Genomic DNA, 14987 nt, shown 5'->3' with positions numbered 1-14987 from the left:
CATTCAGTAGCATGAAGCGCGTTGGGGGAACCGCCGCCGGGGGGAGCGGTCATGACACTTCGCGCGTTTATGCACAGGATCGCTGTTCTGGCGGTTTTCTCACTGCTGCTGAGCGGTTGTGAGAGGGGAAATCCACTGACGGTGGTCAAGGCGGTCGCCGTCGGCGTGCCCTCGCTCGCACCGTTCTTCGAGGAGAACAGCGGACTGGGCGAGGACGCCGTCGCCGTGCGGGCGCAGCCCGTGCGAGGAAGTCTCCAGCAGGGGGACACGCCCGGCCTGTACGGCGGCAGCAAGAAGCCGACCGTCTGTGACGTCACCCGACTCGAACGATTCCTCACCGACACCAGGAATCACGCGAAGGCACAGGCGTGGGCCGGGGTGCTGCACATCGGCACGGAAGAGATACCGGAATATCTCGATCGGCTCACACCGGTCCTGTTGCGTCACGACACTCTCGTCAAGAACCACGACTACAAAAAGGAAAAGGCCGTCCCGTACAACTCCTTGCTCCAGGCGGGAATCGCGATTCTCGTCGATGAACAAGGGCTTCCGGCTGTGAAGTGCTCGTGCGGAAATCCACTGCGGCCCTTCGAGGGGGACACCGGCCGGATTTCCGTCCGGTTCGAGGACGGCAACAAGAAGTGGGCGGGATACGAACGTGAGTCCGTGGTGGCCGTGAAACCCGCGCCGCGGAAACTGGAACGGGTCGCTCTCGTCGATGTCCAGGAACCCGCCCGAGGCATCGACCGCCCGGTCGGCACCACCGGCGAGAAGGACACCCCCTTCGACGCGAAGCAGCGGCGCACGGTGCCGGACCTCGCCGGGCGGAGCTTCGCCCAGGCCGCCCGGGAACTGATCGACGCCGGTCTGGCGGCCGGGTACGCCGGACAGAGGGCGCCGTCCGGGGACGCGAAGGTCACGGCGACCGATCCGCCCGCGGGAACCGAGCTGCCGTTCGGGCGGTACGTGATGCTGACCGTGGCCGGGGGTGGCACGGGTGCCTCCGGCGTGACGAGCGGGCCCCCGACCACTCCCCCACCGCCGCCTTCCGGGCCCAGGACACCGCCCACGAGTACGCCACCGTCGTCGGGACCGACGGGACCGTCGGCTCCGTCCTCGTCGAGCGGCAGGCCCGCGGTGTCTCCGTCACCGCCTTCGTCGAGTACGGCTCCCGGCTCGGCGTCGCCCGAGAGGTCGAGCAGCCGCCCTAGCCCACCGCCCTCGACCGTCTTGCCGCCGACCAGCGCCCCGGTCACCAGCAGCGCGCCCGCTCCGCCCCCACCGCCTCCGCCGCCTCCGCCGCCTCCGCCGCCTCCGCCGACGACCAGTGCGCCCCTCACGAGCGGTCCGGCGACCAGCGAGCCCGCCACGGACGGACCGAGCACCACCCTCGCCACCTAGCGTCCCGCAGAACCGGGGAGTCACCGGATGCCTTCAGGATCACCGACGTCGGGAGTGGGCCGGCTCATAGCCGGCCGGTATCTGCTGCTGAACCCGCTCGGCAGCGGCGGCATGGGCCATGTGTGGCTCGCCCACGACCAGAGACTCGTCTGTGAGGTCGCGCTCAAGGAGATCGTGTTCCGTGACCCGGTGGAGGCGGACCACGAGCGGGAGGCCCGGGTGGCGCGGGCCCGCGCGGAGGCCCGGCACGCGGCGGGGCTGCGCGGCCACCCGCACGTGGTGACGGTGCACGATGTGCTGGAGCACGAGGGGCTGCCGTGGATCGTCATGGAGTACGTCGCGGACGCCGTGGACCTGCGCGACCTGGTCGCCTCGCACGGACCGCTCGCCCCGGCGGAGTGCGCCCGCATCGGACTCGCCGTGCTCGACGCACTGACCGCCGGGCACCAGCGGGGCGTGCTGCACCGGGACGTGAAGCCGGCGAACATCCTGCTGGCGCCGGACCGCGCGGGATCGCCGTACGGCCGTGTCCTGCTCACCGACTACGGCATCTCCGTGCAGCCGGACGCCGGCGAGCCCCGGTACACGCTGGCGTCGGTGCTGGTGGGCACGGCGGGCTATCTGGCGCCGGAGCGGGCCACTGGCGGCACGCCCACTCCGGCCGCCGACCTGTTCTCCCTGGGCTGCACGCTGTACCACGCGGTGGAGGGCATGGGTCCCTTCGAGCGGGAGTCCCATCTCGCCGAGGTGACCGCGGTGGTCATGGAGGAGCCGCGGCCCGCCGTGCGCGCCGGTGCGCTGGGTCCCGTACTGCGGGCGCTGCTCGCCAAGGACCCGGGGCAGCGGTTGTCGGCCGCGGAGGCGGAGACCGCGCTGTCGCGGATCATGACCCCGCAGGCCGAGCCGTACGTCCGGACGCAGACCGACCTCGGTTCCCAGCCGCCCTGGGCGGCGGTGCAGGCGCCGCCGCCTGTGTCGCCGCCCCTGGACGGACACCGGCCGCACACCGAGGCGCTGCCGCCCCGGGGCGGCAGCCGTCGGCGGGAGCGCTCGCACGCCCTGCGGGCCGTCCTCGCCTGCGGTCTCGGGCTGCTGCTGGCCCTGGGCGGTGTGTGGTACGCCATGGCCGACCGGTCGCCGGACGGCGTGGGCGGGCCCCAGGCCGCGCGGCAGCCGTACGGCGGGACGGTCGGGCTCACACGCCCCCTGCGGGACGGCGACTGCGTGATCGCCGACTGGCCGGGCTCGGAGCGGTTCCGGGGGACGCCCCGGCTGCGGCTGGACCCCACCTGCGGCACCGCCCCGGACGGCCAGGTGACGGCGTTCGCCCCGGCCGCCTCCGCGGACCAGGCGCGGCGCACGGGGGCGGCGGAGTGCGAGGAGCGGACGCGGGAGATCCGGGGCCGGCTCGCGGACGTCCGCAGCCAGGCCGTCGTACCGACCGACGGGGGGTTCGAGGCCGCGGGACGGCGTACCGCCTGTCTGGTGCTCGGCGGGAGCGGGCCGCTGTACGGGCCGATCGGCAGCCGTCGCGGGACGGGCTCGGGGTTCGCGGACACGGCGACCATGGAGCGGCGGGACTGCCTGGACGTGCGCTCCAACCGGGACGCCCGGCTGGTCTCCTGCGAGGGCTCCTACGACGAGCAGGTGCTCGGGTTCACCCGATTGGCCCCCGACGTCACGCTGTCCGAGGCGCGGACCGAGTCGGACACGGCATGCGCGCGGGACGTGCCGCCGGGCGACTACGGCTTCGATCCGTCCGTGTACACGGCGGGCTCCTGGACCAGCGAGGGCCCTTGGAAGAACGGCACACATTTCGTCGTCTGCACTGTGCGCAGGCAGAACGGGGGCACCATGGAGGGGGACGAATCCTGAGGAGGGTGTTGCGATGCCCGGTAGCGGTTCCACGGACGGCTCGACCCGAACGATGGGGGTGCTCACCGTCGGCGGTCTCGTCGCGGTGACGGCCTACACGGTGGCGCTCGGCAGCAACGGCTGGCTGTGGTTCGGCTGGGTCGTGCTGGGCCTGATCACCCTCGGCATGGTGGCCACCCGCAGCACCTGACGTCAGCCGTCCGTGAGACGGCCCGCCGAGTGCACGCCCGGCTGGTACTTGGGCAGCCGGGCGGTGATCTTCATGCCCGCGCCGACGGCGGTCTCGATGACGAGTCCGTAGGAGTCCCCGTACACCTGGCGGAGCCGGTCGTCGACGTTGGACAGGCCGATGCCGCCCGAGGGGCTGACCTCGCCCGCGAGGATACGGCGGAGCAGGACCGGGTCCATGCCGGCGCCGTCGTCCTCGATGACGACGAGGGCCTCGGCGCCGGCGTCCTGGGCGGTGATCTGCAGCCGGCACTTCTCGGTCTTGCCCTCCAGGCCGTGCTTGATGGCGTTCTCGACCAGGGGCTGCAGGCACAGGAACGGCAGGGTGACGGGCAGGACCTCCGGGGCGATCTGGAGGGTGACGGCGAGGCGGTCGCCGAAGCGTGCCCTGACGAGCGCCAAGTAGTGGTCGATGGCGTGGAGTTCGTCGGCGAGGGTGGTGAAGTCGCCGTGCCTGCGGAACGAGTAGCGGGTGAAGTCGGCGAATTCGAGGAGCAGTTCGCGGGCGCGCTCGGGGTCGGTGCGGACGAACGAGGCGATCACCGCGAGCGAGTTGAAGATGAAGTGCGGGGAGATCTGGGCCCGAAGTGCCTTGATCTCGGCCTCTATCAGCCGGGTGCGGGACTGGTCCAGGTCCGCCAACTCCAGCTGCACACTGACCCAGCGTGCGACCTCCCCGACGGCGCGGACCAGGACGGCCGACTCGCGGGGCGCGCAGGCGACCAGGGTGCCGTGGACGCGGTCGTCGACGGTGAGCGGGGTGACGACCGCCCAGCGCACCGGGCAGTCCGGGGCGTCGCAGGTCAGCGGGAAGGCCTCGCCGCGGCCGGTCTCCAGCGGGCCCGCGAGGCGTTCCATGATCTCGGTGCGGTGGTGACTGCCCACGCCGTCCCAGACCAGGACCTGCTTCTGGTCGGTGAGGCACAGCGCGTCCGTGCCGAGCAGGGAGCGCAGTCTGCGCGCCGACTTGCGGGCGGTTTCCTCCGTCAGCCCCGCCCGCAGCGGGGGCGCGGCCAGGGAGGCGGTGTGCAGGGTCTCGAAGGTGGCGTGCTCGACGGGGGTGCCCAGGCCGCCCAGGGTCTGCGGGTGGGCCGTGCGCCGGCCCAGCCAGAAGCCCGCGGCGAGCAGCGGGAGGATCGCCACGCACAGCCCGGCCAGGAATCCGCTCATGCCGTCACCCGTCTCATGCCTTGACCTCCGCCCGCAGTTCCTCCGGCAGGTGGAAGCGGGCCAGGATCGCCGCCGTGCCCGCCGGTACCCGGCTCGCGGTGGCCAGGGACACCAGCACCATGGTGAGGAAGCCGAGGGGCACCGACCAGAGCGCGGGCCAGGCGAGCAGGGCGTGCAGCGGGCCGCCGGCCGGGAAGCCGGCCATGGTCGCGGCCACGGCGAGGAAGGCGGAGCCGCCGCCGACCAGCATGCCCGCCGCCGCGCCGGGCGGGGTCAGCCGCCGCCACCAGATGCCGAGCACCAGCAGCGGACAGAACGAGGAGGCGGAGACGGCGAAGGCGAGCCCGACCGCGTCGGCGACGGGCAGTCCGCCGACCAGGACGCTCGCGGCGAGCGGGACGAACATCGCGAGGACCGTGCCGAGCCGGAAGTGCCGTACGCCGCGCGCGGGCAGGACGTCCTGGGTGAGGACGCCCGCCACGGCCATGGTGAGTCCGGAGGCCGTGGACAGGAAGGCCGCGAAGGCACCGCCCGCCACCAGCGCGCCCAGCAGGTCACCGCCGAGTCCGCCGATCATGCGCTCGGGGAGCAGCAGCACGGCGGCGTCGGCGTCGCCGGTGAGGGTGAGTTCCGGGGCGTACAGGCGGCCGAGGGCGCCGTAGACCGGGGGCAGGAGGTAGAAGCAGCCGATCAGGCCGAGGACGGCGACCGTGGTGCGGCGGGCGGCGACGCCGTGCGGGCTGGTGTAGAAGCGGACGACGACGTGCGGCAGGCCCATGGTGCCGAGAAAGGTGGCGAGGATCAGTCCGTACGTGGCGTACAGGGGCCGGTCCTCGCGGCCCGCGGCGAGGGAGGTCGACATGCCGTCGCTGGTGCCGCGGTCGGCGGTGGGGACCGTGGTGCCTTTGGCGAAGGTGAGACGGGTGCCCCGTTCGATGTGGTGGGTGCCGGTGGGGAGTTCGAGCTTGTGGTCGTCGTGCCGGCGGCCGTCGACCGTGCCGGTGACGGTGACGGTCAGGGGGCTCTCCAGCTTGAGGTCGAGGGTGGAGTCGACGCGGACCACGCGCTGTTCGCGGAAGGTGGCCGGTTCCTCGAAGGCGTGGCTGGGGGCGCCGTCGCCCTGCCAGGCGAGGATGAGGAAGAGGGCGGGGACGAGCAGCGCGGTGAGTTTGAGCCAGTACTGGAAGGCCTGCACGAAGGTGATGCTGCGCATGCCGCCCGCGGCGACCGTGGCGACCACGACGGCCGCGACGATGACTCCGCCGAGCCACTGGGGCGCCCCGGTGAGCACGGTCAACGTCAGCCCGGCGCCCTGGAGTTGCGGCAGCAGATAGAGCCAGCCGACGCCGACGACGAAGGCGCCCGCGAGCCGCCTGACGGCCTGCGAGGCGAGCCGGGCCTCCGCGAAGTCCGGGAGGGTGTAGGCGCCGGAGCGGCGCAGCGGGGCGGCGACGAACAGGAGCAGGACGAGATAGCCGGCCGTGTACCCGACCGGGTACCAGAGCATGTCGGGGCCCTGGACGAGGACCAGGCCCGCGATGCCCAGGAAGGAGGCGGCGGAGAGGTACTCGCCGCTGATGGCGGCCGCGTTGAGGCGGGGGCCGACGGTGCGGGAGGCGACGTAGAAGTCGGAGGTGGTGCGGGAGATACGCAGGCCGAAGGCGCCGACGAGGACGGTGGCGACGACGACCAGCGCGACGGCCGGTACCGAGTAGCTGGAGTTCATCGGTCCTCGACCAGCCGCACGAAGTCCCGTTCGTTGCGTTCCGCGCGGCGCACGTACCAGCGGGCCAGCAGGACCATCGGGACGTACAGGCCGAAGCCGAGGACGCCCCATTCGAGGCGGTGGGCGTCCGGCATGGCCGCGAAGAGCAGCGGGAGCGGGCCGATCAGCAGGCCGAGGAAGGCGAACACCGCGAGGGCGGCGCGCAGTTGGGTGCGCATCAGGGAGCGGACGTAGGTGTGGCCGAGGGTCGTCTGCTCGTCGATCTCGGTGCGGGGCCGGTAGTAGCCGGAGGCGGGGCGGCCGCGGCGGGGCGGGCCGGTGACGACGACCCGGCGCTCCCCGGGGTCCTGGCCGGGCACCGTCAGGGCCTCCTCATCAGCAGGTCCCGCAGCTCGCGGGTGTGGCGGCGGCTGACCTGGAGTTCCTCGCCGCCGACGAGGACGCTCACCGTGCCCGCGTCCAGGCGGAGTTCGCCGACGTGGCGCAGGGCGACGAGATGGCGGCGGTGGATGCGGACGAAGCCGCGCGAGCGCCAGCGCTCCTCCAGCGTGGACAGCGGGATCCGGACGAGGTGGCTGCCCCGGCCGGTGTGCAGCCGGGCGTAGTCGCCCTGGGCCTCGACGTGGGTGATGTCGTCGACGGCGACGAACCGGGTCACCCCGCCGAGTTCGACGGGTATGTGGTCGGGGTCGGGTTCGTGCACGGGGATGCGGGGCGCGGCGTCGAGGCGTTCGGCGGCCCGTCGGACGGCTTCCGCGAGGCGCTCCTTGCGCACCGGTTTGAGGACGTAGTCGACGGCCTTGAGGTCGAAGGCCTGGACGGCGAAGTCCTCGTGGGCGGTGACGAACACGACCAGCGGTGGCTTGGCGAAGCCGGTCAGCAGCCGGGCGAGGTCGAGGCCGTCGAGGCCCGGCATGTTGATGTCCAGGAAGACCACGTCGATGGCCTCGGGCCCGTTCGGCCCGGACTCCAGCGCGCGGTTGATGCGGCGCAGCGCCTCGGTGGCGTCACCGGCCCCCTCCACACTGCCGATCCGGGGGTCGGCGCTCAGAAGGTAGAGCAGTTCCTCCAGCGAGGGGCGTTCGTCGTCGACAGCCAGGGCGCGCAGCATGACCCCGGAGTCTAGGAGCAATTCGTATGACTGGACACGTGCCGAGATGCGGCGCCCCCGCTGGATACAGTGCCGGCATGAACAGCAGGACCGCCGCGTTCGACGAGCTCGACCGGAAGATCATCACCGCTCTGATGGCGAACGCCAGGACCTCCTTCGCGGAGATCGGTTCGGCGATCGGGCTGTCCTCCACGGCGGTGAAGCGGCGGGTGGACCGGCTGCGGGAGACCGGGGTGATCACCGGGTTCACCGCCACGGTCCAGCCTTCGGCGCTGGGGTGGCGCACGGAGGCGTACGTCGAGGTGTACTGCGAGGGCGCGGCCCCGCCGCGGCGGCTCGCGGAGGTGGTCCGCAACCATCCGGAGATCACCGCGGCGATGACGGTGACCGGCGGCGCGGACGCGCTGCTGCACGTGCGGGCGCGGGACGTGGAGCACTTCGAGGAGGTGCTGGAGCGCATCCGCGTGGAGCCGTTCATCCGGAAGACGATCAGCGTGATGGTGCTGTCCCACCTCATCCCGGAAAGCCCCGAGGCGGGGGCGAGCCAGCCTGCGCCGGAAGCGTAGGCCGTAAACGCACCAACCGTGCGTTTCACCGGAGGAACACGCAGCATTCCTGCACAGACACGCAATTCTTGTTGCTTGTCGGGCCTGCCGCCCGTTTTCTACCGTGGTGTCAACCCTCAGTAGACACCGCAGGAAGCGGAGGAACCCCTCTGTGTCCGACTCCCGTGTGCCGCTCCGACGGCGTTTCCTCGTCTGCGAACCCAGACATTTCGCCGTGCAGTACGCGATCAATCCCTGGATGCATCCCGACACCCATGTCGACGTGGACCTGGCGCAGGAGCAGTGGCGGACACTGATCCACGCCTACGAGGCCCACGGTCACAGCGTCGACGCCGTGGAGCCGGTCCCCGGTCTCCCGGACATGGTCTTCGCCGCGAACTCGGCGGTCGTCGTCGGCGGCCGCGTCTTCGGCTCCCTGTTCCACGCGCCCGAGCGGCGCCCCGAGTCCACGCACTACGACCTGTGGTTCAAGAAGGCGGGCTACGACGTCCAGCGCCCCCAGGCGGTCTGCGAGGGCGAGGGCGACCTCGTCTGGACGGGCCGCTACGTGCTGGCGGGCACCGGGTTCCGCACCACCCGGGAGGCGCACCGCGAGGTGCAGGAGTTCTTCGGCCACCCGGTGATCAGCCTGACGCTGGTGGACCCGCACCTCTATCACCTGGACACCGCGCTGTTCGTCCTGGACGAGAACAACATCGCCTATTACCCGGAGGCCTTTTCGCCGGGCAGCCGCGCGGTACTCGCACAGCTGTACCCGGACGCGGTGCTCGCGACCCGCGACGACGCGATGGCGTTCGGTCTGAACTCCGTGTCCGACGGCCGGCACGTCTTCATCGCCCCGCAGGCCGAGGCCCTCGCCCTGCGCCTCGACGACCACGGCTATGTCCCCGTCCCCGTCGACCTCTCCGAGTTCCACAAGGCCGGCGGCGGCATCAAGTGCTGCACCCAGGAGATCCGCTCATGACCGCACCCGTAGGTACGCGTTCCTCCGCCGATCTCATCAGCGCCGAGGAACCGGTCCTCGCGCACAACTACCATCCGCTGCCCGTGGTCGTCGCCCGTGCCGAGGGCACCTGGGTGGAGGACGTGGAGGGCCGCCGCTACCTCGACATGCTGGCCGGGTACTCCGCGCTGAACTTCGGCCACCGCCACCCGGCGCTGATCGAGGCGGCCCACCGGCAGCTGGACCGGCTGACGCTGACCTCCCGCGCCTTCCACAACGACCGGCTCGCCGAGTTCGCGGAGCGCCTGGCCGAGCTGACCGGCCTGGACATGGTGCTGCCGATGAACACCGGCGCGGAGGCGGTGGAGAGCGGCATCAAGGTGGCCCGCAAGTGGGCGTACGACGTCAAGGGCGTCCCGGCCGACCGGGCGACGATCGTGGTGGCGGCGGAGAACTTCCACGGCCGTACGACGACGATCGTGTCCTTCTCCACGGACGAGACGGCGAGGGCGGGCTTCGGCCCCTTCACCCCGGGCTTCCGGATCGTGCCGTACAACGACCTGGCGGCGCTGGAAGCGGCGGTCGACGAGACGACGGCCGCGGTGCTCCTCGAACCCATCCAGGGCGAGGCCGGAGTCGTCATCCCGGACGACGGCTATCTGACCGGCGTCCGTGAGCTCACCCGCCGCAAGGGCTGCCTGTTCGTCGCGGACGAGATCCAGTCGGGCCTCGGCCGCACGGGCCGTACGCTCGCCGTCGAGCACGAGGGGGTCGTCCCGGACGTCCTGCTGCTCGGCAAGGCCCTGGGCGGCGGCATCGTCCCGGTCTCCGCGGTGGTCGCCCGCCGGGACGTCCTCGGTGTGCTGCGCCCCGGCGAACACGGCTCGACCTTCGGCGGCAACCCGCTGGCGGCGGCGGTGGGCACGGCGGTGGTCGAACTCCTGGAGACGGGCGAGTTCCAGCGCCGGGCGGCCGAGCTGGGCACGGTCCTGCGCGACGGGTTGACCGGGCTGGTCGGCAGGGGCGTGGTCGGGTTCCGCGCGCGGGGCCTGTGGGCGGGCGTGGACATCGACCCGGCGATCGGCACGGGCCGCGAGATCAGCAAGCTGCTGATGCACGAGGGCATCCTGGTCAAGGACACCCACGGCTCCACGATCCGCCTGGCACCGCCGTTGACGATCACGGCGGAGGAACTGGCGTCGGCGCTGGGAGTACTGGAAAAGGTACTGCGGCGCTGACCCGCCCCGCCCCCTCCGGCCGCGCCCTCCCGCACACCGGGTGAAGATGTGACGAAGAGGTGATAGACCACTCTCAGCGACAGAGAGGTCGTCCGTGGGCGCTCAGCAGGAGCACGACACCGCGCGGCACCGGTTCGACGTGGCCGATGCCGCGCCTCTGCTGCTCGACGCCCACGGGGTCGTCAAGGGCTGGACCAGGGACGCCGAGCGCCTGCTTGACTACGGCGCCCGGGAGGCCGTGGGGATGGCGGCCGCCGCCCTGCTCAGCGCCGAGGACGCCGACCGCCTGCCCGGACTCGCGCAGCGCTGCCGTGCCGACGGCGGCTGGGCGGGCCTGCTGACCGCCCGGCGCAGGGACGGCCGGCCGGTCCGGGTGATGGCACGGATCACCGCGGCCGACGACTCCGACGGCTCCGCCCGCTGGCTGGTCCTGCTGTCCGAGATGGCGGAGGCCCCCGGCTGGGACATGAGCCGCCGGGTGCTGGAACAGATGGTCACCCGCTCCCCCATCGGCATAGCGATCGTGGACACGGACCTGCGCTGTGTGTGGTCCAACCCGGCTCTGGAACAGTTCGGCAGTGGTCCGGCACAGCGGCGGCTGGGCCTGCGGTTCGCGGAGATCCAGCCGGGTCTGGACGCCGAGGCGATCGAGGCGCAGATGCGGCACGTGCTGGAGACCGGCGAGCGGGTCGTGGGGTACGAGCATGTCGGCCGGGTCCGCTCCGCCCCGCATCGCGAGACCGCGCACACCATGTCGTTCACCCGGATCGACGACGACCGGGGCCACCCGATGGGCGTCTACTACACGGTCGTCGACATCACCGAGCGGCACCGGGCCCGGCAGCGCCTCGCCCTGCTCGACCGGGCCGGCGAGTACATCGGCCGCAGCCTGGACATCCGGCGCACCGCGCAGGAGCTGGCCGACGTGGCGGTACCGGCGCTGGCCGACTACATCACCGTGGACCTGCTGGAGTCGGTGCTGCGGGGAGCTGAGCCCACCACGCGGGTGACGCTGCTGCGGGCCGGGCAGCAGTCGGTGAACGAGGGTGTCCCCGAGGCCGTCGTCGAGGTCGGCGAGGTGGCCGCCTACCGGCCCGGCTCGCCCCCGCTGCGGTGCCTGGCCGAGGGCGTGCCCCTGCGGGAGGAGCGACTCGACCCGCTGGCCGCCGAGTGGGCGACCGACATACCCGGCGGACGGCAGGCCACGTTCCTGGAGCTGGGCCTGCACAGCGTGCTGGTCGTGCCGATCCGGGCGCGGGGCGCGACCCTGGGCGTCGCCACCTTCTTCCGCCGGCGCCGCCAGGAACCCTTCGACGAGGACGACCTGAACCTCGCCGAGGACCTCGTCTCCAGGGCCGCCGTGTGTGTGGACAACGCCTGGCGCTACACCCGTGAACGGGAGGCCGCGCTCGTCCTCCAGCGCAGTCTGCTCCCGCACCGGCTGTCCGAGCAGGACGCCGTGGAGGTGACCGCCTGCTACCGGCCCGCCGACGAACTGACGGGCCTCGGCGGGGACTGGTACGACCTCATCCCGCTCTCCGGCGCCCGCGTCGCCCTGGTGGTCGGCGAGGTGCCCGGGCACGGCATCAGGGCCGCCGCGGCGATGGGCCGGCTGCGGACCGCCGTACGGACGCTGGCGGCACTGGATCTGCCGCCCGAGGAGGTGCTGGGTCATCTGGACGACCTGGTGGCCCGGACGGCGCGCGAGGAGGGCGTGGGGCCGGAGCCGGAGGACACGGACAGCGCCCGGGGCTCCGGATGCGTGTACGTCGTCTACGACCCGGTCGACGGGCAGTGCACGATGGCCGCCGCCGGCCATCCCGCACCCGCCGTGATCATGCCCGACGGCACGGTCGCCTTCGTGGACCTGCCGCAGGGACCCTCGCTCGGCGTGGGCGGTCCGCCCTTCGAGTCGGTCGAGCTGGCCCTGGCCGAGGGCAGCACCCTGGCGCTGCACACCGACGGGCTGCTCGCCCGCGGCAAGGAGGGGGCCGCGGACACGGGGCGGAACCGGCTGCGCGAGGCCCTGGAGAGGTCCGCGTCCTCGCTCGACCTGCGCTGCCGCGCCGTGGTCGACGCCCTGGCCCCGGCCCGGCCGCACGACGACGTGGCCCTGCTCATGGCCCGCACCCGCCTGCTGGGCCCCGACCAGGTCGCGGACTGGGACGTGCCCGTCGACCCGGCCCGGGTCGCCGAGGCCCGCAAGACGGCGTCCCGGCAGCTGACGGAGTGGGGTCTGGAGGAGTTCGCCTTCACCACGGAGCTCGTCGTCAGCGAGCTGGTCACCAACGCGATCCGGCACGCCGTCGGGCCTGTCCGGCTCCGGCTGATCCGGGAACGGTCCCTGATCTGCGAGGTGTTCGACAGCGGGGACACCGCGCCCCATCTGCGCCACCCGCGCACCACCGACGAGGGCGGCCGGGGGCTGCTGCTGGTCTCCCAGTTCGCCCGGCGCTGGGGCACCCGGTTCGTACCCGAGGGAAAGATCATCTGGGCCGAGCAGTCCCTCGCGGATCCGCCGGACTGACCCCATACCCCGCATAGCGTGGGAAAATGGTGCGATCCCGGCAGGGAGGCGGCAGCCATGAGCGAAAGTTTCACCGGCCCCGACTACGAGGCCGTGTTCCAGGCCCTGCCCGGTATGGTCGCGCTGCTGACGCCCGAGCTGGTGTACGCGGACGTCAACGAGGAGTTCCTGCGCATGGCCGGGCGCCGGCGCGAGGAGGTCGTGGGCCGCTATCTCTTCGACGTCTTCCCGGACAACCCGAACGACCCCGCGTCGACCGGCATGCGCAATCTGGCCGCCTCCCTGCGCCGGGTGGTGGAGACCGGGGAGCGCGACGCCATGGCCCTGCAGCGGTACGACGTCGAGGTGCCGGGCCGACCGGGGGTGTGGGAGGAGCGCTACTGGAGCCCCTGCAACGCCCCGGTGCTCGGCACGGACGGCAAGGTCGAGCTGCTCGTGCACCGGGTCGAGGAGGTCACCGAGCTGATCCGGGCCCGCGGCCCGAGCGGCGACCGGGACCGCGTCCTGCAGGCCGAGCTGTACGCCCGCGCCCGTGAACTCCAGGAGGTCAACGAGCGGCTGCGGCAGGCCCACGCCCGTGACCGCGAGGTCGCGCTGGCCCTCCAAGAGGCCATGCTGCCCGCCAGCCGGCAGACGCTGCACCACAGGGCCGCCGTGCGCTACCGGCCGGCGGTCGGCGCGCTGCACGTGTGCGGCGACTGGTACGACCTGGTCGACCTGGTGGGCGGCCACCGCGTCGGCGTCTCGGTCGGTGACGTGGTGGGCCACGGTCTGGCGGCCGCCGGGGTGATGGGCCAGCTGCGCAGTGCCCTGAGCGCCGCCTCCCGGGTGGCCGAGGGCCCGGCGCAGGCCCTGGACGTGCTGGGCCGGTACGCCCATGTGGTCGACGGCGCCGAGTCCGCCACCGCGGTCACCACCTTCATCGACTTCGACCACGGCACCCTCACCTACAGCAGCGCGGGACACCCGCCGCCGATGCTGGTGCACCCCGACGGCCGGGTGGAGTGCCTGGACAAGGCGACCGACCCGCCGCTCGACGCCCGCCCCGACCCGATGCGCCGGCCGCAGGCCACGACCACCTTCACCAGCGGCGCCACCCTCGCCCTGTACACCGACGGCCTGGTGGAGCGGCGCCGCGAGGACATCGACACAGGGCTCACCCGGCTCGCCGCGTCCCTCGCCCGGCACCGCGAGGACGATCCCGAGACCCTCGCCGACGCGGTCCTGCTGGAGCTCCTCCCGCCCGGCGGCGCCACGGACGACACGGCGCTGGTGATCGTACGGCTGTGAACAGGCCAAGGTCCGGTGAGAGCTGCCCTCGGCCCTGTTCCGGGGCCCGCCACCTGCGCCTACACTGGCAACCCCATCTCACGCCGGTTGACCAGCCAGAACGCGGAGTTGAGCCGTCCGCCCGACCGAGGAGCGCCCCCTCTTGTTCTACTACCTGCTCAAATACGTGCTGTTGGGGCCGTTGCTGAGACTGGTCTTCCGGCCTCGAATAGAGGGCCTGGAGCACATCCCTGAGTCGGGTGCGGCCATCGTCGCCGGCAACCACCTGTCCTTCTCCGACCACTTCCTGATGCCCGCTGTGCTCACCCGGCGCATCACCTTCCTGGCGAAGGCCGAGTACTTCACCGGCCCCGGCATCAAGGGCCGGCTGACCGCCTTCTTCTTCCGCAGCGCCGGGCAGATCCCGGTCGACCGCTCCGGCAAGGAGGCGGGCCAGGCCGCCATCCGCGAGGGCCTGGGCGTGCTGCGCAAGGACGAGCTGCTCGGCATCTACCCGGAGGGCACCCGCTCCCATGACGGCCGCCTCTACAAGGGCAAGGTCGGCGTCGCCGTGATGGCGCTCAAGGCGCAGGTTCCGGTCATCCCGTGCGCGATGATCGGCACCTTCGAGGCACAGCCGCCCGGCAAGGTCATCCCCAACATCCATCCCGTGGTGATCCGCTTCGGCAAGCCGCTGGACTTCTCCCGCTACGCCGGTATGGAGAACGAGAAGGCGATCCTGCGGGCGATCACCGACGAGATCATGTACGCCATCCTGAAGCTGTCCGGCCAGGAGTACGTCGACCAGTACGCGGCCGTGGTGAAGGCGGAGGAGGCGGCCGCGGCGAAGGAGCGCAAGTTCCCGCGGCTGCCGCTGAGTTGAGATCTGCCGTCGGCAGAACCCCCTGGAGGGTCCGGGGGTGAGCGCCGTAC

General features: G+C 72.3%; 13 protein-coding genes. 9 read left to right on the top strand and 4 right to left on the bottom strand.

Annotation, left to right across the window (positions count from 1 at the left end; all coding sequences use genetic code 11):
• The first annotated feature begins 141 nt into the window (after positions 1–141).
• Genes D1369_RS35465 through D1369_RS35455 form a run of 3 tightly spaced genes read left to right on the top strand, consistent with a single transcriptional unit; the run spans position 142 to position 3466 of the window.
• On the top strand, positions 142–1401 hold the full coding sequence (locus D1369_RS35465) for a PASTA domain-containing protein (RefSeq protein WP_346426746.1): 1260 nt from the start codon (positions 142–144) through the stop codon (positions 1399–1401).
• Positions 1402–1428: 27 nt separating this feature from the next.
• Positions 1429–3276, top strand: a complete 1848-nt coding sequence (locus D1369_RS35460) for a serine/threonine-protein kinase (protein WP_162951042.1) — start codon at positions 1429–1431, stop codon at positions 3274–3276.
• Between the two features lie 13 nt (positions 3277–3289).
• Entirely contained in the window at positions 3290–3466 is a 177-nt protein-coding gene (locus D1369_RS35455; protein WP_007380401.1) for a membrane protein, read from the top strand.
• A gap of 2 nt (positions 3467–3468) precedes the next feature.
• Here the strand turns inward: D1369_RS35455 and D1369_RS35450 are convergent, their stop codons facing one another.
• From D1369_RS35450 to D1369_RS35435, 4 genes are read right to left on the bottom strand one after another with little or no spacing between them, the layout of a single operon-like run.
• On the bottom strand, positions 3469–4674 hold the full coding sequence (locus D1369_RS35450) for a histidine kinase (protein ID WP_007380402.1): 1206 nt from the start codon (positions 4672–4674) through the stop codon (positions 3469–3471).
• Positions 4675–4687: 13 nt separating this feature from the next.
• Entirely contained in the window at positions 4688–6400 is a 1713-nt protein-coding gene (locus D1369_RS35445; RefSeq protein ID WP_118082823.1) for a cation acetate symporter, read from the bottom strand.
• On the bottom strand, positions 6397–6759 hold the full coding sequence (locus D1369_RS35440) for a hypothetical protein (protein ID WP_020123358.1): 363 nt from the start codon (positions 6757–6759) through the stop codon (positions 6397–6399). The genes D1369_RS35445 and D1369_RS35440 overlap by 4 nt, the downstream gene beginning before the upstream one ends.
• Before the next feature lie 2 nt (positions 6760–6761).
• Positions 6762–7511 (bottom strand): LytTR family DNA-binding domain-containing protein, encoded by a 750-nt coding sequence (locus tag D1369_RS35435; RefSeq protein WP_007380406.1) that lies wholly within the window; start codon positions 7509–7511, stop codon positions 6762–6764.
• Positions 7512–7588: 77 nt separating this feature from the next.
• Between D1369_RS35435 and D1369_RS35430 the strand changes: the two genes are divergently transcribed.
• From D1369_RS35430 to D1369_RS35405, 6 genes are all read left to right on the top strand, one after another.
• Positions 7589–8077, top strand: coding sequence for an Lrp/AsnC family transcriptional regulator (locus tag D1369_RS35430; RefSeq protein ID WP_007380407.1), 489 nt, complete (start codon positions 7589–7591; stop codon positions 8075–8077).
• Positions 8078–8228: 151 nt separating this feature from the next.
• Entirely contained in the window at positions 8229–9041 is an 813-nt protein-coding gene (gene ddaH / locus D1369_RS35425; RefSeq protein ID WP_037899169.1) for a dimethylargininase, read from the top strand.
• A complete protein-coding gene (rocD, locus tag D1369_RS35420; RefSeq protein WP_118082822.1) occupies positions 9038–10258 on the top strand; it encodes an ornithine--oxo-acid transaminase in 1221 nt (406 codons plus the stop codon). The genes ddaH and rocD overlap by 4 nt, the downstream gene beginning before the upstream one ends.
• A gap of 94 nt (positions 10259–10352) precedes the next feature.
• Positions 10353–12785, top strand: a complete 2433-nt coding sequence (locus D1369_RS35415; RefSeq protein WP_118082821.1) for a SpoIIE family protein phosphatase — start codon at positions 10353–10355, stop codon at positions 12783–12785.
• A gap of 57 nt (positions 12786–12842) precedes the next feature.
• The gene (locus tag D1369_RS35410) at positions 12843–14075 is read left to right on the top strand and encodes a SpoIIE family protein phosphatase (protein ID WP_007380411.1); all 1233 of its coding nucleotides are present in this window, start codon (positions 12843–12845) and stop codon (positions 14073–14075) included.
• A gap of 142 nt (positions 14076–14217) precedes the next feature.
• Positions 14218–14937: a lysophospholipid acyltransferase family protein gene (locus D1369_RS35405; protein WP_007380412.1), complete on the top strand. Its 720-nt coding sequence runs from the start codon at positions 14218–14220 to the stop codon at positions 14935–14937.
• Positions 14938–14987 lie beyond the last annotated feature (50 nt).

The sequence above is a fragment of the Streptomyces sp. CC0208 genome, from assembly GCF_003443735.1.
GTDB classification, from domain to species: Bacteria; Actinomycetota; Actinomycetes; order Streptomycetales; family Streptomycetaceae; genus Streptomyces; species Streptomyces sviceus.
This window is presented reverse-complemented; position numbering and strand designations above follow the sequence as displayed.